Source organism: Streptomyces sp. OZ13 (assembly GCF_052068155.1).
GTDB lineage: Bacteria > Actinomycetota > Actinomycetes > Streptomycetales > Streptomycetaceae > Streptomyces.
The window spans coordinates 165574-186761 of record NZ_JBQHCZ010000009.1 but is presented as its reverse complement, the minus strand read 5'-3'; the positions used below and the strand labels follow the sequence as shown (position 1 = coordinate 186761).

Below are 21188 nucleotides of genomic sequence, written 5' to 3'. Positions count from 1 at the left end.
CCTGCCCCGGTTCGGGCAGGCCCCGGCCGCCGCCCTGAAGGGATGGCCCGGCTGGAGAAACGGGTCCGCCGTGGCGGAGGCGTCGCACGGGCGGGGCCGTGCCCGAGTCCGGGCCCGCCGGGCGGCGGAGGCGTCGCACGGGCAGGGTGGACCCGCGTCATGGGCCGGGCCGGCGTGCCGGCTACCGCGGCCTCGCTACGCCAGCGCCTTAGCGATCTTGCGGGCGTCGATCGCCATCTCGCGGAGCATGCCGCTGATCGGATTGGTGAAGCCGGTGAAGTACAGGCCCGGCGCCTGCGCCGGCGTGCGGCCGCCGTGGACGACGGGCCGGCCCCGCTCGTCGAGCACGCCGAGGTGCCCCACCAGGTCCTCCAGTCCACGCCGGTAGCCGGTCGCGGCGATCACGGCGTCCGGGGAGATCCGCGTACCGTCGGCCAGCACCGCCTTGCCGTCGTCGAACGACTCGAGGGCCGCCACGGGCTCGACCCTGCCCGTGCGCACGGCGTCGATCAGGCCCACGTCCTGCACGGGAATGGCGCCCTTCTTGACGCGCGAGTACAGGCCCGTGTCCGGGCGCGGCAGCCCCTGCGCGGCGAGGTCGGGTACGGCGATCCTGCTCATGACCTTGCCCGCCCGGTCCACCAGCCGCACCGGGAGCCGGCGGACCAGGATGCCGGTGCGCTGGGCGGGCCAGCCCGCGGTGGAGCGGCGCACGATGTGCGGGACGGTGCGCACGGCCAGCCGTACGCGCGCGGCGCCGCCCTCCACGAGGTCGACGGCGATCTCGGCGCCGGTGTTGCCCACGCCGACGACGAGCACGTCCTTGCCCGCGAAGGGCCCGGGGCTGCGGTACTCGCCGGCGTGCAGCAGCCGGCCCTGGTACGTGTCGCGGCCCGCCCAGTCGGGCAGGTGCGGGGTGTGGTTGTAGCCCGTCGCCACCACGACCGCCCGCCCGGTCAGCCGGCGGCCTCCGGTGGCGTGCAGCATCCAGTCGTTCCCGGCCGGCTCGATGCGGGACACCTCCACACCGGTGACGATCTCCAGTGCGTGGAACTCCGCGTACTTGTCCAGGTAGCGGACCACGTCGTCACGCGAGACCCAGCGGCCGAACGAGCGGGGCATCGGCAGGCCGGGCAGCGCGGAGAGCCTGCGGGTGGTGTGCAGATGGAGCCGGTCGTAGTGCCGCCGCCAGGACGCGCCGACCGACTCGGACCGCTCGAGCACGACCGCTCGTACGCCCCGCTCCCGCAGCGCGGCAGCGGCGGCGAGACCGCCCGGGCCGCCGCCGACGACATACACCGGGCGGTCGTTCGTCCGGTCGATGCCCGGGTGTCTGTCGGAGTCCTTCTCGTCGGCCATGAGCGTGAGCGTAATGACCCGCCGGTTTGATGGGTCTCAGTCAAGACGGAGTTCGGTTGCGAATCGGTCACGGTCGCGGCCCTCTTGCGCCCGCCGCCTCCTTCCGCTGAACTGACGTACCGTCAGGAACCAGTGGGAGGAGAGGCCGGAGTATGCGGACGATTCTGCTCACCGGTGCCGAATGGACCGCCGTTCTGCGTATCGGCCTCGGCCTGTGGTGGCTGGAGAGCTGGCGCCACAAGGACCGCAAGGGCTGGCTCGAACGCGGTACGGGCATCACCTGGGCGGCCGGCGTCGCCGCGGAGCACCGCTGGCAGGCCGTCCGCACCGGCTTCGACAAGGTGGTGGCGCCCAGGCCGAGGGTGATGGCGTACCTCGTGGTGCACGCGGAACTCGCCCTCGGACTCGGCCTGGTCAGCGGGTTCCTGACCCCGGTGGCGCTGATCGGCGGGCTGCTGCTCAATCTGCTCTACCTGGTGCTCATGATCCACGACTGGGCGGAGCAGGGGCAGAACGCCATGATGGCCCTGATCTCCCTCGTCGCCCTCTTCGCCATGTCCTGGCAGGTGTGGTCGCTCGACGACGTGATCGGACTCTTCTGATGGCCCAGGATCCGTCGGCGCCCGGCATCGACGACTTCACCCGCCCCTACTGGGACGCGGCCGCCGCCGGCGAACTGCTGATCCGCCGCTGTGCCGACTGCGGGCGGCCGCACCACTATCCGCGGGAGTTCTGCCCGCACTGCTGGAGCGACGACGTCGGCTGGGAGCGGGCCGCCGGCCGTGCCACGCTCTACACCTGGTCCGTCGTCCACCGCAACGATCTGCCGCCCTTCACGGACCGCGTGCCCTACACGGCGGCGCTGGTCGAACTCGCCGAGGGCGTACGGATGATGACCGAGGTCGTGGACTGCGTGCCGGACCGGCTGGCCGTCGGGATGGAGCTGACGGTCGCCTTCCGTACGGGGGAGAACGGCGTCAGCGTCCCCGTCTTCCGGCCGGCCGGATCCCCTCAGGGCCAGAGCAGCTCCCGCTCCCACTCCCCGCCGCCGGTCCGCCGGTAGCGCAACCTCACATGCCGGCGCCGGTCGTCGCCCTGGAAGAACTCGGCCTCGCGCGGCTGGAGCACGTACCGCGTCCACGTCGGCACCGGGGCGTCCGGCTCGGCCCGCGCCTTCTCCCAGGCGGCCTCCGAAGCGCGCTCCAACTCTTCCACGGAGTCCAGCACTTCGCTCTGCCGTCCGGTCAGAGCGGCGGCCAGCGCACCCGTCGAGCGGGCGTGCAGGTCGGCCGCGCTCTCCTCGGCGGAGGCGGGGACGACCCGGCCCCGGACCCTGACCTGGCGGCCCTGCGACGCCCAGTAGAAGACGAGCGAGGCCTCCGGCCCGGCCGCCAGTTGCCGGCCCTTCGCGCTGGTGGCGTGCGAGGCGAAGTGCCAGCCGTGCTCGTCGGCGTCGTGGAGCATCACGATCCGCGCGTCCGGACGCCCCTGGGCGTCCACCGTCGCCAGGGTCATGGTGTGCGGCTCCGGCTGTCCGGCCGCCACGGCCTCGCCGAACCACCGGTGGAACAGCGGCAGCGGCTCGCCGGGCGCACCGGCCGGGTCGAACCCCGGCAGCTCGACGTCCCAGACGCGCTGCGCGTGCAGCAGGGCGCGAAAGGCCGCCTGCGGGTCGCGCTCTTCATGGTCCATGGACGCATTCAACCTCCCCGGCCTCCGCCGCGGGGGATCAGCCCCGCCCCAGTACCACCGTCCCCGACGAGCAGAACCAACCGCCCGTCCCCGACGCCACCGCGAGCGCCGGCAGCCGCCCGCCCGGCCCCCGGACCTGATGGGCCCCGGCCTCGCCCCGCAGCTGCCGCACGGCCTCCACCAGGAGGAACAGGCCCCGCATGCCCGGGTGGCAGGCGGAGAGGCCGCCTCCGTCGGTGTTGACCGGCAGCTCCCCGTCCCGCAGCAGCCGTCCCTGCTCGACGAAGGCGCCGCCCTCGCCCTTGGCGCAGAAGCCGAGGTCCTCCAGCGTCACCAGGGTCATGTAGGTGAAGGCGTCGTAGATCTCCGCGATGTCGATCTCGTCGGGCCGCACACCGGCCCGCTCGAAGGCGAGCCGGCCGCTCACCGCGGCGGGGGAGACGGTGAGGTCGTCCCACTCCGACATGGTGGTGTGGGACACGTGCTCACCGGTGCCGAGGATCCACACCGGGTCCTTCGCCGTGTCCGGTACGTACTCCTCCGCGGCCAGCAGCACCGCGCAGCCGCCGTCGCTGCGGATGCAGCAGTGCAGCTTGGTGAACGGGTCGGCGATCACCGGGCCGTCCAGCACGTCGTCGACGGTGATCGGGTCACGGAACATGGCGTCCTCGTTGGCGGCGGCGTTGGCCCGCGCCTGAACGGCCACCTGCGCGAGCTGCTCCAGGGTCGTGCCGTACCGGTACATGTGGCGGCGTGCGGCCATCGCGTACTTGGCGACGAGGGTGTGCCCGTACGGCACCTCGAACTGGAGCGGGCCGCGGGTGCCGAAGGACAGGTCGGAGGTGCGCCGTCCCGCCTTGATGTCGGCGCGGGCGGTGGACCCGTAGACCAGCAGCACCACATTGGCGTGACCGGCGGCGACGGCGTCGGCCGCGTGCGCCGCCATGACCTCCCAGCTCGCCCCGCCGACGGCCGTGGAGTCCACCCAGAGGGGCCGCAGGCCGAGGTACTCGGCGACCTCGGCCGGCGCGAACGTGCCGAGACCGGCCGAGGCGAGGCCGTCCACGACGGAGCGGTCCAGGCCGGAGTCGGCGAGCGCCCGGCGGGCGGCCTGGGCGTGCAGCGCGTAGGGGGTGAGGCCGTCGACGCGGCCGCAGTCCGAGAGGGCCGTGCCGACGACGGCGACCTTGCGCGGAGTGGAGGGCATGCATCTGACGGTACATCAGATAATGAGGCCGAGGGGGCGGGAGACGTCTGTGCATCCGCTCCTCGACGCCCTAACATGACGGCCCGTCAGAATGTCGTGGGCAGGAGCCGCCGATGGATGCCGCCTTCACCACCGAGCAGCACGAGATCCGCCGCACGCTGCGCGAAGCACTGACGGAACACGCGGATCCCGCCGCTTCCGCCGCGGCCGCCCGCACACCCGACGGGTACGACACCGATCTGTGGGCGCGCCTCGCGGAACAGCTCGGCCTGCCCGGCCTCACGCTCCCCGCCCGTTACGGCGGCGCGGACCGCACCCTCACCGAACTCGCGCTCGCCTGCGAGGAGAGCGGCCGGGTCCTGCTGCCGTCGCCCCTGCTCGCCACCGCGGGCCTCGCCACACCCCTGATCCTGGCGCTCGGCACCCCCGCACAGCGCGCCGAGCTCCTGCCGCGCATCGCGGACGCCTCGCTCACCTGCACGCTCGCCGTCCCCGGCAACCTCGCCGAGGCGCTCGCGCTGACCGGTGACAACACGGCCGGAACGTGGGCGGGCGGCGGCCGGGCCGGCGGCATCCAGGCCCGGTCGACCGGCGACGGCTGGACCCTCTACGGAGAGGCCCCGCAGGTGCTCGACGGCCACAGCGCCCGGCTGCTGCTCGTCGCCGCCCACACGGGCGGCTTCCCACGCAGCCGCCCCCTCCTCTTCCAGGTCGACGCCGACGCACCCGGACTGACCCGCACCCGGCTGACGGCCCTCGACGAGACCCGCCCGCAGGCCTGCCTCGAACTCCGCGACAGCCCCGCCCGGCTCCTCGGCGAGGACGGCGCCGACGTGCCCCGCGCTCTGCGAGCCACCGGCTCCGGTGCGGCGGCTCTCCTCGCGGCGGAAGCGGCGGGCGCGGCGGCGGGCGCGCTGTCGAGAACCGTGGAGCACGTCAGGACCCGGGAACAGCCCGGCCGCGTCGCCTCCCGCCAGGCCGTCGTACACCGGCTCGCCGGCCTGTACGTCCAGGTCCAGGCGGCCCGCTCCGCGGCGTACTACGCGGCAGGGGACCCGGCGGCCGCCGCCCTGGCACTCGCCCAGTGCCTCGAGACGCTGCGCACGGTCGCGGGCGAGACGGTCCAGCTGCACGGCGGCACCGGCTTCACCTGGGAACACGAGGCGCATCAGTACGCCAGACGGGCCGCTGCCGACGAACTGCTCTTCGGCCCTGTGCACCGGCTGCGCGACGCCGCGGCCGAACGGGCCGGGCTGTTCGCGTCCTCCCAGGAGGCCGCCGGCCACCGGTGACGCCTACGTCCGCCGGGGCGGAGGCTCCTCGTCCCCGTAGCGGGGGCCCGCGTCGTACCGGTCCTGGCCCTGATAGGGCTGCCCCTGGCCCTGATAGGGGCCGGGGCTGTTCGGGTCCCGACCGTACGGACCCCAGTCGTCCGCCGCTGCCGGGACATGGCCCGGGGGCTCCTCGTCGTACGGCTCCTCACGCCTGCGGCGCAGCCCGCGGCGACCGCTCATCAGCGCGGCGGCCAACAGCAGCAGCACACCTCCGCCGAAGGCGAGCGCCACGCCGAGGCCGAGCCCGTCCCCGTCACCGCCCGCCGTGAGACTGCCGGCGGCCTGACCCTGCCGGACCATCCACAGCACGGTGAACCCGAGGACGACCACACCGGCCAGCGCCACCAGCAAACGGGAACGCAGCAGCAGACCGATCAGGGTCAGCAGGGCGGCGAAGGCCATGGGCAGCAGGAGGGACGCGAAGAGCTCGCCCTCGTTCGAGGTGATGCCGGTGAACAGGTCCTGGATGCGGTAGTCCCGCCCGTGACGGCTGTCGTACCAGTCATGGAAGGGGCTCCATACGGCGGCCGTCGCTCCGACGAGAGCGAGGATCGAGCCGATGACGTTGCGGATCATCGCCGGCCTCCTTCTGCCGCCGCAGCCGACGGCGACATGCGGCGGGTACCCGGCGGATCCGTCTTGAACCGGGGGCGGCGGGGGCGTGCCGCTGCGCGGAGCCGTTCCCCTCCCCGCCCCTTCCCGAACCGGGGCACGCCCCGGGCCCCGTACCGTGCTTCGCGCGGTGCCCTCAAGCGCCGGGCGGGCTGGATTTCGCTGCGCGAAATCAGCCCCGCTGGGGGCACCTCCCACGGCCGCCAGGCCGTAGGGGGAGTTTGAGGCGCGGGGGCCCGGGGGCGGAGCCCCCGGTTCGGGAAGGGGCGGGGAGGGGAACAGGCCCGCCGCAGGCGCTGCGCGTCAGCGCGTCGTAGCGCCCCGGCCCGTCGCCGTGCCCTTCACCGCGTCCAGCGCGTACACGCACCGGTCCTTGCTGCACGCGTACACCACACCGTTCCGCGCCACCGGCGACCCCGTGATCTCGCCGCCGGTCGCCAGCTTCCAGCGGAGCTGGCCGCCGCTCGCGTCGAGCGTGTAGAGGACGTGGTCGGCGGAGCCGAAGTGGACGCGGCCGTCCGCGACGACCGGTGTGCCGACGACCTCGCCGCCGGCCGCGAAGCGCCACATGGGGGTGCCGGTCACGGCGTCGAGGGTGTAGAGCGCCGAGCCGCTGCCGACGTGGACGTTGCCGGCCGCGACGAGTACCGGCTCGCTGGACTGGCGGGCCTCCGTCGCGATGCGCCACCGGTCCTTGCCGGTGGTGGCGTCCAGCGCGTAGACGGTGCCGAGGTAGTCGGCGAGGTACACGCCGCCACCGGTCACGGCGGGGCCGGGCGCGAACGCGGGCGGCGAGAGGAACACCGCGGGTGCCTCGAAGTGCCAGCGCACCAGTCCGGACGTGATGTCGACGGCGAGCACCCGCGTGCCGGCGGAGACGTACACGTAGCCGTCGGGCGCGGGCTGCACCCGTACGGGCACGTTCCCGCACGAGGCGGCGTCCCCGATCGGGTACGACCAGCGTTCGTCGCCGGTGCGGGCTTCGAGGGCGCGCAGCCGCGCGTCCTTCCACACGTAGACCGTGTCGCCGAAGATCGCGGGGCCGGCCTCCGGTGTCTCGAAGTCGCTCTGGGCGCCGGTGATCTCCCACAGCTTCTCGCCGTTGGAGGCCTCCCATGCCTGCACGCCGCCCCCGCGGGTGCCGGTGAGGACGGTGCCGCGGTCGACCTTGAGGGAGTACACCCAGGCGTCGGTCTGGAGCCGCCAGCGTTCGTTGCCGGTGGCGGCGTCGAGCGCGTACAGCGTCGGCCCGTCGGAGGCGTGGATACGGCCGGCGGCGACGGCCATCGCCCAGGCCACGTCCCGTGTCTTGAACTGACGGCGGCCGGTCCCGACGTCCAGCGCGTGCACCTCGAACGAGGTGACGTACAGCAGGTCGCCGTCGACGACCGGTGTTCCCCACACGTCGTTCGACATGCGGAAACGCCAGGGCCGCCAGTGGGCGGGGCCGGGGTCCGGCGCCTGCGCGGGGGGCGGGACGGGTGACGGCGGCGCGGCCACCGCGCCGCCGTGGGCGTCGGTACCGCCCAGTCCGGCGGGCGGCCGGACCCAGCCGGTGGCCGGTCCGGCCTCCGCGACCACGGCACGGCCGGTGTCGGCGACCCGGGGGCCGGGTCCGATGGGAACGTTGGAGCCGGGCAGCCGTACCGGGCCGCCCACGGACTGCGGGGGTGCGGCCTGCGGCTGGGGAGGAGCCGGCGGGACGGGCGGCGGGGTGGGGCGCGGGGACGCGGGGCGTTGGGACGCGGCCGACGGGCGGCCGCCTCCGCGACGGGTCTCGATCATGGCGGTGGCCGAGGTCGGCAGCCACGCGGAGGCGGTGCCGCTGTCGTCGCCGGCGGAGGAGAAGAGGTGGGGCGCGAGCTGCGCCTGAAGGTCCTCGGGCGTGGGCCGCAGCCCGGCCTCCATCTGCATGCACGAGTCGATCAGGGGCCGCAGCTCGTCGGGGAGCCCTTCGAGGTCCGGGCCTTCGCGCAGCAGCATGAAGACGGTCTCCACGGGGTTCGCGCCGTGGAAGGGGGCGTGCCCGGTGGCTGCGAAGACCAGGGTGGAGCCGAGGGAGAAGACATCGCTGGCGCCGGTCACGCTGCGGGAGTCTCGGGCCTGCTCGGGCGACATGTACGCGGGCGTGCCGACGGCGACGTTGGTCATCGTCAGCCGGGTGTTCGAGACGCCTGACGCGATACCGAAGTCGATGACGCGCGGCCCGTCCTCCACCACCAGCACGTTGGACGGCTTGAGGTCGCGGTGCACGAGTCCCGCGCCGTGGATGGACTGCAGCGCCTCCGCGATGCCCGCCGCGAGCCATCGGACGGCCTGGGCGGGCAGCGGCCCGCATTCGTTGATGATCTCCTCGAGGGAGGGGGCGGGGACGTACGCGGTGGCGAGCCACGGCACCGCGGCGCGCGGGTCGGCGTCGACCACGGCGGCGGTGTAGAAGCCGCTGACCGCGCGGGCCGCCTCCACCTCGCGCGTGAAGCGGACGCGGAACAGCTGGTCCTCCGCGAGCTCGGTCCGCACGGTCTTGATCGCGACCCGGCGGCCGGACGCCGACCTGGCGAGATAGACCAGTCCCATGCCACCGGCACCGAGCCGGCCCAGCACCTCGAACGGACCGATCCGTCTCGGGTCGTGCTGCGTCAGCTGCTCCATACCTGCGTGCCACCTCCCCGTACGGGCTCCCACGAAATGGAGCCCGTCACTTACAGCCCCGTGCAGGGTCTCACCATCGAGCCCCTCAGCGGTGAGCACCCTGATTCTTCCTGTACGGAGCCACGGTTGCGAACCCGGGGGCGGATCGGGGTGTCTCACCGCGTTTCGGGCACCGCTGTGAGCGCGGTCACCGGCCGGCACCGGGCTGACGCCGGCCGGTGCGGGTACGCGGAGGGGCACTCATGGGCGTCGCCCGCCGGTCGCCTCAGGCGCTCTTGGCGGCCTCTCCGTCCTCCTCGGACACGTCGCGGTCGGGCCTTCCCGTCCCGCCCGTACCGGACTTCGGCCGCGTCCCGCCGTTCTCGGTCTCCTGCGTCCCGCCGGGCGCGGCCGACCGGTCCGGCTCCGCCAGCACCGCGAAGGTGGCGCCCTGGTTGTCGCCGAAGACGGCGATCCGCCCGTACGGGGTGTCGGAGGGGACGGTACGGACCCGGCCGCCGAGGCGGACGACGGACTCGGCCGTCGTGTCGCAGTCGGTGACGCAGAAGTACACGAGGAAGTGGTCGGGCATCTCCGGCGGGAACTCGTCCGTGATCGCGCTGCGTCCGCCGACGGCCGTGTTCTCGCCCGGTTCCGTGCCGGCCGGTGACCACATGCGGAAGCCGGCCATGGTTCCGGTGAGGTCCGTGCCCTGGAAGTGGAACACGGACTCGTAGAAGTCGTCCGCGCGCTCGTGGTCCCGGGTGTACACCTCGGTCCAGCAGAACGAGTTCGGTTCGCCCTGCTTCTCGAAGCCCTGCCGGGTGCCCGCCTGCCACAGGCCGAACACCGCGCCGCCGGGGTCCGCCGCCACCGCGGAGATCCCCGCGGAGTCGACGGGCAGCGGGTCGTTGATCAGCCGGCCGCCGTGGTCGGCGATGCGCCGGCCGAGGGCCGCGGCGTCGGGGGTGGCGAAGTAGACGCCCCAGACGGTGGGCATGCGGCCGTCCCGCTTGGGAGTCAGCGCCCCGACCAGCCGTCCGTCGCTGAACGCGTCGGCGTAACGGCCGCGGACGCCGCCGGGGACGTGGCCACCGCCCCGTTCGGTGAAGGTCCAGCCGAAGAGCTCGCCGTAGAAGCGCTTGCCCGCTTCCACGTCGGGGAGCGATGCGTCCACCCAGCACGGCGTGCCCTCTGCGAATGCGGCCATGGACCTGATTCCTTCCCTGGGTGTGGTGCCCGTCACCATCAAGCTAACGGCGCATCACGCGGGGCGCGCGGAATCAATTCGAACACTTGGTCGATATGGGTGGCCCTGAAAGGGGTGAACGGTCGAAAGGGGTGTGCCGGGCGCCTCCGGCGGGACCGTTTCCGTCGAGTTGTCCACCGAAGTTGTCCACAGGCTGTTGATAACACTATTGCTGTCCGTGGTCGGCACCCCATTTGCAGTCGGCCGAATCGCGCGCCGATCACCCCTCGGTAAGCTGACGGCATGACAGGACAAGTGCGCACCGTCGACGGCCGGGTAGCCGGCCGACGCGGGCAGGCGACGCGGCAGAAACTGCTCGACTGCCTCAGCGAGATGCTCAGCTCGTCGCCGTACCGGGACGTCAAAGTCATCGACGTGGCCCGTAAAGCGGGCACTTCACCGGCGACGTTCTACCAGTACTTCCCCGACGTCGAAGGCGCCGTTCTCGAAATCGCCGAGGAAATGGCCAAGGAGGGCGCCGAGTTGACCGAGCTCGTCTCCGGCCGCTCCTGGGTCGGCAAGGCGGGCTGGCAGACGGCGGAGGAACTGGTCGAGGGATTCCTCGACTTCTGGCGCCGCAACGACGCCATTCTCCGCGTGGTCGACCTCGGCGCAGCCGAGGGCGACAAGCGGTTCTACAAGATCCGTATGAAGATCCTCACCTCGGTCACCAACTCCCTCTCGGACGCAGTCAAGGAGCTCCAGGGCAAGGGCAAGGTCGACAAGGACGTCAGCCCCGGAGCGATGGCCGGATCGCTGGTGGCGATGCTTGCCGCGGTCGCCTCGCACCAGAAGGGCTTCACGACCTGGGGTGTCAAGCAGGCCGAACTCAAGCCGAACCTCTCCCTGTTGGTGCACCTCGGCATCACGGGCAAGAAGCCGGCGAAGTAACGGCCCACGGAACTGTCCGCCCGGTTCCGGGCGCGAGTCCTGTCACGCCGACGGCGGTCTCCCCTGCGGGGGCGACCGCCGTCGGCGTTCTCGTGTCCGGAAGTGCCCCGTGACGCTGCTAGGGTGACGTGCGCTCGTCAACCGGGCCCATTCGCCGACACTTTCAACGGGGGTTGAAACGTGAAGATCCGTCATGTCCGCGCCATTGCCGTCTTCGGGATCGCGCTCGTCGCACTGACCGGGGCGCGTGGCTCCGGCGGTGGTGGCTGTGACAACTCCAGCAGCTCCGGCAGCTCTTCGAGCAGTGGCGGCAGCCACCGCGACGACGACAGCTCCAGCAGCACCGGCGGCGTCTCCGTCCCCGGTGGTTCCAGCGCCGACAAGGCCGCGCGTGACATCACCATCGACGAGTGCAAGTACGACGACGCGACGAAGGCACTCACCGCGAAGATCACCATCAACAACAGTGGCTCGCTGGACTACGACTACGACGTCACCATGAAGTTCACCGGTGGTGCCGGCGGCACGGCCGTCCCGGCCACCGCGAGCAAGACGGCGATCGCCGTCGCCGCGGGCGCCTCGGAGACCACCGTGCTCACCACCCCGTACACCGGCTCCGGCGACGGCTCCGAGTACACCAAGTGCGAGGTCTCGCGGGCTTCCCGCAGCTGACCCGCACCACGGCGCCCCGGTCGGGCGCTAACGCAGTCGGAAGCCGCCCTTGCCCCGCCCCTCCGCGAACAGCTCGGCCTGCCGCCGCGGCGGCAGGTTGCCGAGCGTGACGAGGTGCGGGGCGAGGGCGAGCGCCCGGGAACGTGACGCCTCGGTGGCCGACCACACGGCGCGCACCGTCCCCTGGACGGCGTCCGTCGGACACGACGCGATCACCGCCGCGGCCCGCAGTGCCGCCGCTGCCGCGCCGCCGGGCTCCGTCAGCTCGGAGACCAGGCCCACTTCGTACGCGCGGCGTGCGGTCAGCCGTTCCGCCGTGCCCATCAGGGCCGTCCGCGCCACCTCGCCGGCCGGCATCCGCTGGGCCATGAAGACGGACTCGTAGGCGCTGACCATCCCGTACGTGGTGTGCGGGTCGAAGAACGTCGCCTCGTGCGAGGCGATCACGAACTCGCTCTCGCCGAGCAGATAGAACGCACCGCCGCAGGCCATGCCCTCGACGGCCGCGATCACCGGCTTCCACAGGTCGTTCGCCTTGGGGCCGATCTCCAGCAGCGGATCGTCGAGGGAGTACGGCGATGACGGCTGCGGCACGTCCGCCGAGCGGTCGATGCCCGTGCAGAACGCCCTGGTCCCCGCGCCTGTGATCACCGCCGCCCGGACCGCGTCGTCGCGGCGGAACTCCCGCCACACCGCGGCCAGTTCGGCCGCCGTCCCCAGGTCGACGGCGTTGAGTCTGGCGGGCCGGTCGAGGGTGACCAGGGCGACGCCGGTGTCCTTGTCGGTCTCCACGCGCAGGCTCATGCGCGTTCCAGTCGCCAGCGGGGCAGCCCGTCCCGGGTGAACACCACGCGCACCCCGGCGCCGATGCGCAGCCGGGCCGGGTCCACGGAGTTCAGCGGCGCGTCCGGTGCGGCGACTACGTTGCCGGCGAGCCGGATGCGGGGGGCGTCGAGCAGTTCGACGACGACCGCGTTGTAAGGGGCCTGTTCGGCGTAGTCGGGCAGCAGCGGCGGGTGCGGGAGCACGAACGACCAGATACGGCCCCGGCCGCTCATCCGGCGCCATGCGCTGTCGAAGGACCCGCAGTGCGGGCAGCAGGGCCGCGGCGGGAAGCGGGGTTCGCCGCAGGCGGGTGCGGCGCAGGCCTGGACGCGCAGTTCGCCGCGCGCCGCGTACTTCCAGAAAGGCGCGCCGTCGTCGTCGATGACCGGTCGCAGCATCTCAGCTCCTCAGCAGAAGGGCCGACGTCGGTACGCCCTCGCCCGCTGTCACCAGGCAGGTCCGCGCGTCCGGCACCTGTGCCGTCGAGGCGCCCCGCAGTTGCTTGACGCCCTCGTTGATCAGGTTGAATCCGTGCACGTAGGCCTCGCTGAGTCCGCCGCCCGCGGTGTTCAGGGGCAGACGACCGCCGATCTCCAGCGCCCCGCCCTCGGTGAAGGCCGCGCCCTCGCCCCGCCCGCAGAAGCCGTAGCCCTCCAGCGACAGCGGGATGAGCGGGGTGAAGGCGTCGTAGATCTGGGCCACATGGACGTCGTCAGGACCGAAGTCGGCCTGCTTCCACAGGTGCCGGGCGGCCGTCCAGGCGGGCCCGGTGAGCGGGTCGTCGTTCCAGTAGTTGACCATGCCGTGGTGCTGGGCGGGCAGGCCCTGGGCGGCGGAGTGGATGTAGACGGGTCTGTGCCGGCAGTCGCGGGCGCGTTCGGCGCTCACGATCACGCAGGCGAGCGCGCCGTCCGTCTCGAGGCAGTTGTCGAAGAGGCAGAGCGGCTCGCTGATCCAGCGGGCGGTCATGTACATCTCGCGGGTGAGCGGGCGTTCGTACATCATCGCGGCCGGGTTCTGGTTGGCACGGTTGCGGCAGGCGAGGGCCACATTGAAGAAGTGGTCGCGGGTCGCGCCGTACTCGTGCATGTAGCGGCGGGCGAGGATGCCGATCTCGTCGGCGGGCCGCAGCAGGCCGAAGGGGCGGGTCCACTGGGCGGGGGTCGGCAGCTGGGCCGTGGTGCTGGTCCAGGGCCGGGGCCCGGAGCCGCGTTTGCGTGAGCGCCAGGCCACGCCGACGCCGGCCTGCCCGGTGGCGACGGCTCCGGCCAGGTGGGCGACGGTGGCGCACGAGCCGCCGCCCCCGTAGCCGACCTTGGAGAAGAAGGTGACGTCGCCCGCGCCGACGGCCTTGGCGAGCTCGACCTCGTCGGTCTCCTCCATCGTGTACGAGGCGAAGCCGTCCACCTCGGAAGGGGCGATGCCGGCGTCGTCGAGAGCGGCGAGGACCGCCCGGCAGGCCAGTGTCTTCTCCGACTCGGGCAATCGCCTGGCGAAGGCCGTCGAACCGATGCCGACTATCGCCGCCTTGTCCTTGAGGGTCGCCATGGCCGGAGCGTACAGCTAATCTGACGTACCGTCAGCTACTGCGCGAGGACGTACGGGAGGCATCTGATGCGACGCGGCGACCTGGCATGGGGCACCGTCCCGGAGCTGGTACGAACCGCCGCCCTGCGGTACGGGCAGCGCGAGGCCGTCGTCGAAGGGCGCATCCGCGTCCCCTACGCCGAGCTCGGTGAACGGGTCGAACGCGCCGCCGCCGCGTGCATCGCCGCCGGCGTGCGAAAGGGGGACCGGGTCGCCGTCTGGGCGCCCAACACCCTCGACTGGATCGTCTGCGCCCTGGGCGCCGTCACCGCGGGGGCCGTGCTCGTCCCCCTCAACACCCGCTTCAAGGGCCCCGAGGCGGCCGACGTCCTGCGGCGCTCACGGGCCAGGCTCCTCTTCGTCACCGGCACCTTCCTCGGCACCTCCTACGTCGCCTCCTTGCGCCGCTGCGACGTGGAGCTGCCCGACCTGGAGCAGGTGGTCGTCCTCGCCGAGAGCGCGCCGGAGGAGTACCGGACCTGGAAGGACTTCCTCGCGGGCGGTGACGGCGTCGGCGCACGGCAGGTGCGGGAGCGGGCCGCCACCGTCACCGCCGACGACCCCTCCGACCTCGTCTTCACCTCCGGCACCACCGGCCGCCCCAAAGGCGCCGTCATCACCCATGCCCAGACCCTCCGCTGCTACGACCTGTGGAGCGAGCTCGCAGGGCTGCGCGAGGGCGACCGGTACCTGATCGTGAACCCGTTCTTCCACACCTTCGGCTACAAGGCGGGCATCATCGCCTGCCTCACCCGCGGTGCCACGATGGTCCCGCAGCCGGTCTTCAACGTGGAGACCGTCCTCGCCAACATCGCCGCGGAACGCATCTCCGTGCTCCCCGGCCCGCCGACCCTGCACCGGTCGCTGCTCGACCACCCGTCACGCGGCCGGCACGACCTGAGCACACTGCGCCTCGTCGTCACCGGCGCCGCCGTCGTCCCCCTCGACCTGGTGGAACGGCTCCGCGACGAACTGCGTATCCCCACCGTCCTGACCGCCTACGGACTCTCCGAGGCGAGCGGCATCGTGACCATGTGCCGCCGGGGCGACGCCCCCGCCACCGTCGCCGCCACCTCCGGCCGTGCCATACCCGGCACCGAGGTCCGTGTCCTCGCGCCGCCGGGGGAGCCGGGGGAGGTCCTGGTGCGCGGTCACAACGTCATGCGCGGCTACTTCGAGGACCCCGAGGCCACGGCCCGCGCGATCACTCCCGACGGCTGGCTGCGCACCGGCGACGTCGGCGTCCTGGACGAGGCGGGGAACCTCCGCATCACCGACCGGATCAAGGACATGTTCATCGTCGGCGGATTCAACGCCTACCCCGCGGAGATCGAGCAGCTGCTCGGCCTGCACCCGGACGTCGCGGACGTCGCCGTCGTCGGCGTGCCCGACGAACGCCTCGGCGAGGTGGGTAAGGCGTACGCGGTCCGCCGGCCCGGCTCGACGCTCACCTCCGACGACCTGATCGCCTGGTCACGGCGGGAGATGGCGAACTACAAGGTGCCCCGGCACGTGGAGTTCATGGCCGGCCTGCCCCGCAACGCGAGCGGGAAGGTGCTGAAGACCGAGCTGCGCGCCCGGCACGGCGGCTGAGCGCGGCACCGGCCCGGTCCCGCGCTGTCGCGGCACCGGGCCGGGCCCGTCCGAGGGGTCAGCCGTGGAGGCGGACCGGGATCTCCTGCCACCCGTACGCGATGAACGAGGGCACCTGCTTCAGTTCGTCGGACGTGAACGCGGCGGTGAGGTCCGGGTAGCGGTCGAACAGCGCCGGCAGCGCGGTCATCGCCTCCATGCGGGCCAGCGGGGCGCCGATGCAGCGGTGCACGCCGATACCGAAGGACAGATGGTCGTCGGCCGCGCGCGTGGCGTCGAAGGCCGCCGCGTCCTCGCCGTAGCGCGACGGGTCGTTGCCCGCCGCCGCGTACGTCGTCAGGATCGCGTCGCCCGCCGGGACGGTGACCCCGCCGACGGTGATGTCGGACACCGCGAACCGCAGCGGCAGCGAAGCGATCGACGGGCGGACCCGCAGCACCTCCTCGATCACCTGCTCCCAGCTGATCGCGCCGGCCCTCACGGCGGCCAGCTGCTCGGGGTGCTCGAGCAGCGCGACGACGGCGTTGCCGATCAGGTTGACCGTCGTCTCGAAGCCGGCGCCGATGACCAGGAGCAGGGTGTAGAGGAGTTCCTCGTCGCTGAGCCGGTCGCCGTCCTCGTCACGGACCTTGATCAGTTCCGTGGTCATGTCGTCGCCCGGGTGCTCGGCCTTGTGCGCGATGAGCGAGCCGAGGACCGTGCCGATCTGCTCCTGGACCATGGCCGCGTGCTCCGGGGTCGGGTCGGAGGTGTCCATGATGGCGGCGATCAGCCGGCCGGTGGCCTCGCGCAGCTCCTCGGGCACACCGAACAGCTCGCAGATCATCCGCATGGGCAGCGGATGCGCGAACGCGGCCTTCACGTCCACCACTTCGCCGTTCGCGCCGACCGCGTCCAGTTCGGTCAGCAGCTCCTCGGTGATGGCCTCCACCCGGTCGCGCATCGCCTCGGTGCGCCGGGCGGTGAAGCTGGGGGCGACGAGCCTGCGCAGCCGGGTGTGGTCGCTGCCGTAGGTCGACAGCATGTTGACCACGCCCACCCAGCCGAGGATCCAGCCCCACTCCGGGCGCTCGCCGATCTCGGGGAACAGCGACCAGTGCTTACGCGGGTCCTTGCTGACCTGAGGGTCGAGGATCAGGGCCTTGAGGGTGTCGTAACCGGTCGGCGCCCAGGCGGGTATGCCGCCGGGCAGCTCGACGGGCACCACCGGACCGAGGGAACGGAGCTTCGCGCACTCGGCGATGATGTCGGCACCGAACGGATCGACGGCCACACGGGTGGACACGGTCATGAACGGTCTCCTGCCTGGTCGGGGCTGTGAGGTGTGAATCTGACGGGCAGCGCCGTCAGCGAACGGTGGAACGGGCCCGGCCGCCAGCTGAGCCGCTCACGCGGTACGACCGGCTGAAGGTCGGGCAGCCACTGGGTGAGGCGCTCGATGGCCTCCGTGGCGATCAGCAGGGCGGGCTGCTTCACGGGGCAGGCGTGCTCACCCGCGGAGAACGACAGGTGCGAGGCGTCGTGGCGGTGGTGCGTCCCGGCGAAGTCCTGCTCGGCGAAGTGGCCCAGCGCTCCGTACGAGACGACGACCGGCACCGCCGCCTGGACCCAGACCCCGTGGAAGGAAACGGACTCGCGGGCGAAGTGGATGCCGTAGTTCGACAGCGGGGTCTCGTAGCGGAGCACCTCGAGGACCGCGTCCATCACCGGCCGGGAACCACTGGTGAGGGTCGAGTAGTAGTCGGGGTTGCCGAGGATCCGCGAGAGCGCGTTGGAGACGAGGTTGGCGCTCGGCTCGTGGCCGGCCCCGAGGGTGAGGAAGACCTGCCAGGTGACCTCCTCCGGCGTGAGGGCCAGCGGGTGGTCCAGGAGCCGGCTGGTGATGTCGGGGCCGCGCCGCACCGACTTGGCGGCGATCAGCTCCAGCACGTACCTGCCGTACTCGGCCTCGCCCTCCGCCGCGCGGTCGCCGCCCTCCATCATCGCGCCGAGCGCGGCGTCGAGCCGGCCGGACTCGCTGTCGGGCAGTCCGAAGAGGTTGTTGAAGATCAGCGCCATCAGCGGCCGGGCGAACTCGGTGACGAGGTCCGCGGAGCCGGCCGGGCCGAAGCGGCCGACGAGCACGTCCACCGCATGGTGGACGCGTTCGCGCAGATCGTGCGGTTCCACCAGGTCGAACGCGTCGGTGAGGCTGCGGCGGTAGCGGATGTGCGCGTCGCCGTCCGCGAAGAGGGTGTTGGGCCGCCAGCGCATCATGCCGAGGACGGGGGAGTCCTCCGGGACGGTGGCCTCCCAGGGCCGCGGGTCGTGCGACCACGTCTCGGGGTCGTGCAGCAGGTCGAGGGCGGCGCGGCGGTCGGTGACGACGTACGCGGGCACACCGGGGGCGAGCTCCGCCCAGCCGACCGGACCCTGCGCCCGCAGCGCAGCGTAGTAGGCGTGCGGGTCGGCCGCGAAGCCCTCTTCCCACAGTCGTACGGGCGCGGACAGCGAGAACGCGTCGGCGCGGGCAGGATAGGCGGCGTTCAACGGAGCTCCGTCCGGCGACTGTTGCGGTCGATGAGGTGCTGGACCAGGGCGAGCAGCGCGTCGACGGAGGAGTTGGTGTCGCGGGCGTCGCACATCACCAGCGGGGTGTCGTGCTCGAGGTCGAGGGCGCGGCGCAGCTGCTCCTCGCCGTAGTTCTTGGAGTCGGGGAAGGTGTTCAGGGCGACGGCGTACGGCAGCCCCGACTCCTCGACCATGCCGAGGACGTCGAAGGAGTCGTCGATCCGGCGGGTGTCGACGAGCACGAGCGCGCCGAGCGCCCCGTAGGCGATGTCGTTCCACAGGGAGCGGAAACGTTCCTGGCCGGGGGTGCCGAAGAGATAGAGCACGATCCCGCCGCCCAGCGAGATCCGTCCGAAGTCGATGGCGACGGTCGTCGTCGTCTTGTCGCGCACCCCGGCCAGGTCGTCGACCGCGACCGACGCCTGCGTGAGGTGTTCCTCGGTGTGCAGCGGCCGGATCTCGGAGACGGAGTCGATCAGCGTCGTCTTGCCGACGCCGAACGGGCCGGCCACGAGGATCTTGACCAGTTCCCGCGCGGTGTCGGGCAGATGCAGACCGGCCTCGGCGGAGCCCCGCTCACGCGAGGACGGGCCGGAGCTCGCGGGCGGGCTAAAGCTTGAGGGCGCGGAGGCCATCGGCCACTCTCTTCAGAAGGTCACGGTCGGGCAGGGCTGCGGAGGGGACCGGTGGGCGTGCGCGCACCAGACCCTGGTCGATCAGGGCGGCGGCCAGGACACGGACCGCGGAGACCGGCAGCTTCAGCAGGGCGGCCGTCTCCACCACGGTCAGCGAACCGCCGTCGAGCGCCTCGAGTACGGCGTGCTGGGCGGCGGGCAGGCCGCCGGGCGCGGGCCCGCCGGCGCCGGTCAGCACCGACAGGCGCTCCAGGCTGTTGCGACTCGGCCGCGCCACCCCGCCGGTGGACAGGTAGGCGGGCACCAGGGGGCGGCCGCTCCGGCGGCCGGTCATACCGCTGTGCCGCCGTCGGCCACCCGGGGCGCCGCGGCCATGGCCTTCTCACCGAGCCGGGCGACCTGGGAGTGGACCCGGTGGCCCAGCAGGTCGAGGCGTACCTCCGGGCTGCCGTACGCGGCCACGCACGTGCCGTGGTCCGTGGGCGCGACCAGGATGTAGCCGTGGTCGGACTCGATGACCACCTGCCGCAGCCGGGCGGCGTCCTCGTCGGCGAACGCGGCGGCTGCCGTACGGCACGCCCCCTGGACGGTGCTGATGATCGCTGCGACGCGCTCCGCCGAATCCTGGGAGAGCGCGGCGGAGTAACCGGAGACGAGCCCGTCCCTGGTCAGCAGCGCGGCGGCCCGGACATGCGGGATTTCGAGGATCGGATCGAGCACCCAGGCGGCTTCACCGGGGTCGCGGCTGGTCATCGGGGGTCGTTCCCTTCGATCTCTGCGGCGTTGCGCGCCGCGGCTGTTGCGGACTGCAGCGCCCCGAGCGCCGCGGCGGACTCCTCGGGGGTGCGGGCGGGTGCCGCGGGCGCTGCCGGTTCGGGGGCGGGCGCCGCGGAGGATGCTTCGGCGCGAACCCGGCGGCGGCGCTGCGGGAGCTGGTCGCCGTCCTGGGCGGGGTCGGGCACCGGCTCGTGGACGGGCTCGTCGCCGTGCGACGACGGGGCGGCGGCCGGGGGCGCGGCGGATGCCGGGAGCTGCGTCGCGGGGTGCGGTTCAGGGCGGGGCTGCTCGGGGCCGGCGGGCTGCGCCTGCCGGTCGGTCCGGTCCTGCCGGGCCGGCGGGGTCTGCTCCGTGTGCCCTGCCTGCTCGGCCGCGAGCTCGGGCTCCGCCGAACTCCGGGTGGAGCGTGCGGCGCTGACGGCGGGCGGGTGCAGGACGGGGTCGATACGGCTCAGCAGATGGCTCTTGATGAGCAGCACGGCCCGTACACCCCCGTAGGGCGACGGCGTGGACAGGTCCACGGACACGTCGAACTGCCGCGTGAGCCGGCCGATCGCCGCCAGTCCCATCCGGGGCGGGTCGCCGAGGTCGGACAGCAGGATCGGGTCGTCCCCGGCCACCAGCCGCTGCGCCGCGGCCCGTTCGTCGCTCGCCATGCCGACGCCCGCGTCGTCGACCGTCACCGAGACGCCGTGGTGGACGCGTTCGAGGTTCACCACCACGGCGGTGTCCGGCGAGGAGTGGCGCAGCGCGTTGTCGAGCAGCTCGGCGACGATGATCGCCACCGGCTCGACGGCGTGCGACACGAGCGCGGTGCCCGGCTCGAGATGGTTGTGCACCTGGACCCGGTGATAGCCCACGAGCCGGGCCTGTCCGCCCGTGACGGCGTCGACCAGGTGCGACTCCTCGCGGGCGAGCCCCACCCATGCCCCGCACACCACGGCGGCGACCTGGGCGCGGCGCAGCGACTGCTCGTTCTCGTGGTCGAGGGCGAAGAGGGTCTGCGCCAGCTCCGGGTCGTCGTAGCGCTGCTGGAGCCCGCGCAGCACGTCCTGGAGCCGGTAGAGCCCCGCCTGGATCTCGCGCGTCGCGCCGCGCATACCGGCGCGGGCGGCGGCGTCGACACGCTTGCGTTCCTGGGCCATGGCGGTGCGCAGCGCTTCGAGCACGGCCTCCGTCCTCGCACCCGCCGGCCCCAGCGGTCCGGGCACCCGGACGTGCGGGTGGGCGGTCCGGGTGGCCTCCGCGGGCATCCGCTCCGCGGCGAGGTGGGCGATCTCGGCGGCGAAGGCCTGGGCCGCGCGGTCCACTTCGTGCCGGGCGGCGTCGAGATGCGACCGGAGCGTGGCGATCTCCTCGCGCTGCCGGGCCCGTTCCCGCCGGGAGCGGATGAGCCCGCCTCCCAGGACGAGCGCCGACAGCGTCCCGGCGGCCAGGCCGCCGGCGGCCAGGTCCGGTATCTCGATCATCGAATTAGACCTCGGGAGAGCAGGGTGTGGGGGGCGCCGTGAGGCGCGCCAGCCAAGTACACACTGCCGCTGAGCGGTTGCGCTCGGTTTCCGTCGAAGATCCTT

The 21188-nt window shown here is 72.9% G+C and carries 21 protein-coding genes; 6 read left to right on the top strand and 15 right to left on the bottom strand.

Annotated features, from left to right (window positions below; all coding sequences use genetic code 11):
- Window positions 1–195 precede the first annotated feature (195 nt).
- On the bottom strand, window positions 196–1359 hold the full coding sequence (locus ACTMTU_RS21395; RefSeq protein ID WP_441265108.1) for a flavin-containing monooxygenase: 1164 nt from the start codon (window positions 1357–1359) through the stop codon (window positions 196–198).
- A gap of 152 nt (window positions 1360–1511) precedes the next feature.
- On the opposite strand from ACTMTU_RS21395, the gene ACTMTU_RS21390 reads away from it, so the two are divergent.
- Both ACTMTU_RS21390 and ACTMTU_RS21385 read left to right on the top strand, forming a co-directional pair.
- Window positions 1512–1961, top strand: coding sequence for a DoxX family protein (locus ACTMTU_RS21390; protein WP_441265107.1), 450 nt, complete (start codon window positions 1512–1514; stop codon window positions 1959–1961).
- Complete coding sequence (locus ACTMTU_RS21385) at window positions 1961–2422, top strand: Zn-ribbon domain-containing OB-fold protein (protein ID WP_441265106.1); 462 nt, start codon at window positions 1961–1963, stop codon at window positions 2420–2422. Before ACTMTU_RS21390 ends, ACTMTU_RS21385 begins: the two co-directional genes overlap by 1 nt.
- On the opposite strand, the gene ACTMTU_RS21380 is transcribed toward ACTMTU_RS21385, so the two are convergent.
- On the bottom strand, window positions 2371–3051 hold the full coding sequence (locus ACTMTU_RS21380) for a pyridoxine/pyridoxamine 5'-phosphate oxidase (protein ID WP_441265105.1): 681 nt from the start codon (window positions 3049–3051) through the stop codon (window positions 2371–2373). The genes ACTMTU_RS21385 and ACTMTU_RS21380 overlap by 52 nt on opposite strands.
- 37 nt (window positions 3052–3088) lie before the next feature.
- On the bottom strand, window positions 3089–4258 hold the full coding sequence (locus tag ACTMTU_RS21375; protein WP_441265104.1) for a thiolase C-terminal domain-containing protein: 1170 nt from the start codon (window positions 4256–4258) through the stop codon (window positions 3089–3091).
- A gap of 113 nt (window positions 4259–4371) precedes the next feature.
- Between ACTMTU_RS21375 and ACTMTU_RS21370 the strand changes: the two genes are divergently transcribed.
- On the top strand, window positions 4372–5550 hold the full coding sequence (locus tag ACTMTU_RS21370; protein WP_441265103.1) for an acyl-CoA dehydrogenase family protein: 1179 nt from the start codon (window positions 4372–4374) through the stop codon (window positions 5548–5550).
- Between the two features lie 3 nt (window positions 5551–5553).
- Here ACTMTU_RS21370 and ACTMTU_RS21365 read toward each other — a convergent pair whose 3' ends face one another.
- The 3 genes from ACTMTU_RS21365 to ACTMTU_RS21355 form a co-directional block, all read right to left on the bottom strand.
- Window positions 5554–6168, bottom strand: a complete 615-nt coding sequence (locus tag ACTMTU_RS21365; RefSeq protein WP_441265102.1) for a hypothetical protein — start codon at window positions 6166–6168, stop codon at window positions 5554–5556.
- A gap of 339 nt (window positions 6169–6507) precedes the next feature.
- Complete coding sequence (locus tag ACTMTU_RS21360; RefSeq protein WP_441265101.1) at window positions 6508–8856, bottom strand: outer membrane protein assembly factor BamB family protein; 2349 nt, start codon at window positions 8854–8856, stop codon at window positions 6508–6510.
- A 265-nt stretch (window positions 8857–9121) separates the two neighbouring features.
- Window positions 9122–10045 carry a VOC family protein gene (locus ACTMTU_RS21355; RefSeq protein WP_441265100.1) on the bottom strand — a complete coding sequence of 308 codons (924 nt, stop codon included), beginning with the start codon at window positions 10043–10045 and terminating at the stop codon, window positions 9122–9124.
- A 282-nt stretch (window positions 10046–10327) separates the two neighbouring features.
- Here ACTMTU_RS21355 and ACTMTU_RS21350 point away from each other — a divergent pair, with 282 nt between their 5' ends.
- Both ACTMTU_RS21350 and ACTMTU_RS21345 read left to right on the top strand, forming a co-directional pair.
- Window positions 10328–10975, top strand: coding sequence for a TetR family transcriptional regulator (locus ACTMTU_RS21350; protein WP_441265099.1), 648 nt, complete (start codon window positions 10328–10330; stop codon window positions 10973–10975).
- A 180-nt stretch (window positions 10976–11155) separates the two neighbouring features.
- Window positions 11156–11647 carry a hypothetical protein gene (locus ACTMTU_RS21345; protein ID WP_441265098.1) on the top strand — a complete coding sequence of 164 codons (492 nt, stop codon included), beginning with the start codon at window positions 11156–11158 and terminating at the stop codon, window positions 11645–11647.
- A 27-nt stretch (window positions 11648–11674) separates the two neighbouring features.
- Here ACTMTU_RS21345 and ACTMTU_RS21340 read toward each other — a convergent pair whose 3' ends face one another.
- Genes ACTMTU_RS21340 through ACTMTU_RS21330 form a run of 3 tightly spaced genes read right to left on the bottom strand, consistent with a single transcriptional unit; the run spans window position 11675 to window position 14020 of the window.
- Window positions 11675–12451, bottom strand: coding sequence for an enoyl-CoA hydratase/isomerase family protein (locus tag ACTMTU_RS21340; RefSeq protein ID WP_441265097.1), 777 nt, complete (start codon window positions 12449–12451; stop codon window positions 11675–11677).
- On the bottom strand, window positions 12448–12870 hold the full coding sequence (locus tag ACTMTU_RS21335; RefSeq protein ID WP_441265096.1) for a Zn-ribbon domain-containing OB-fold protein: 423 nt from the start codon (window positions 12868–12870) through the stop codon (window positions 12448–12450). Before ACTMTU_RS21335 ends, ACTMTU_RS21340 begins: the two co-directional genes overlap by 4 nt.
- A 1-nt stretch (window position 12871) precedes the next feature.
- Window positions 12872–14020: a lipid-transfer protein gene (locus ACTMTU_RS21330; RefSeq protein ID WP_441265095.1), complete on the bottom strand. Its 1149-nt coding sequence runs from the start codon at window positions 14018–14020 to the stop codon at window positions 12872–12874.
- 66 nt (window positions 14021–14086) lie between these two features.
- On the opposite strand from ACTMTU_RS21330, the gene ACTMTU_RS21325 reads away from it, so the two are divergent.
- Window positions 14087–15652 carry a FadD3 family acyl-CoA ligase gene (locus ACTMTU_RS21325; RefSeq protein WP_441265094.1) on the top strand — a complete coding sequence of 522 codons (1566 nt, stop codon included), beginning with the start codon at window positions 14087–14089 and terminating at the stop codon, window positions 15650–15652.
- A 58-nt stretch (window positions 15653–15710) separates the two neighbouring features.
- On the opposite strand, the gene ACTMTU_RS21320 is transcribed toward ACTMTU_RS21325, so the two are convergent.
- Genes ACTMTU_RS21320 through ACTMTU_RS21295 form a run of 6 tightly spaced genes read right to left on the bottom strand, consistent with a single transcriptional unit; the run spans window position 15711 to window position 21083 of the window.
- Window positions 15711–16943: a cytochrome P450 family protein gene (locus ACTMTU_RS21320; protein ID WP_441265093.1), complete on the bottom strand. Its 1233-nt coding sequence runs from the start codon at window positions 16941–16943 to the stop codon at window positions 15711–15713.
- Entirely contained in the window at window positions 16940–18181 is a 1242-nt protein-coding gene (locus tag ACTMTU_RS21315; protein ID WP_441265092.1) for a cytochrome P450, read from the bottom strand. The genes ACTMTU_RS21320 and ACTMTU_RS21315 overlap by 4 nt, the downstream gene beginning before the upstream one ends.
- Window positions 18178–18837 carry a GTP-binding protein gene (locus ACTMTU_RS21310; RefSeq protein ID WP_441265091.1) on the bottom strand — a complete coding sequence of 220 codons (660 nt, stop codon included), beginning with the start codon at window positions 18835–18837 and terminating at the stop codon, window positions 18178–18180. Before ACTMTU_RS21310 ends, ACTMTU_RS21315 begins: the two co-directional genes overlap by 4 nt.
- Window positions 18812–19171: a DUF742 domain-containing protein gene (locus ACTMTU_RS21305; protein ID WP_441265090.1), complete on the bottom strand. Its 360-nt coding sequence runs from the start codon at window positions 19169–19171 to the stop codon at window positions 18812–18814. The genes ACTMTU_RS21310 and ACTMTU_RS21305 overlap by 26 nt, the downstream gene beginning before the upstream one ends.
- Window positions 19168–19590, bottom strand: coding sequence for a roadblock/LC7 domain-containing protein (locus tag ACTMTU_RS21300; protein ID WP_189468935.1), 423 nt, complete (start codon window positions 19588–19590; stop codon window positions 19168–19170). The genes ACTMTU_RS21305 and ACTMTU_RS21300 overlap by 4 nt, the downstream gene beginning before the upstream one ends.
- The gene (locus ACTMTU_RS21295; RefSeq protein WP_441265089.1) at window positions 19587–21083 is read right to left on the bottom strand and encodes an ATP-binding protein; all 1497 of its coding nucleotides are present in this window, start codon (window positions 21081–21083) and stop codon (window positions 19587–19589) included. Before ACTMTU_RS21295 ends, ACTMTU_RS21300 begins: the two co-directional genes overlap by 4 nt.
- Window positions 21084–21188 lie beyond the last annotated feature (105 nt).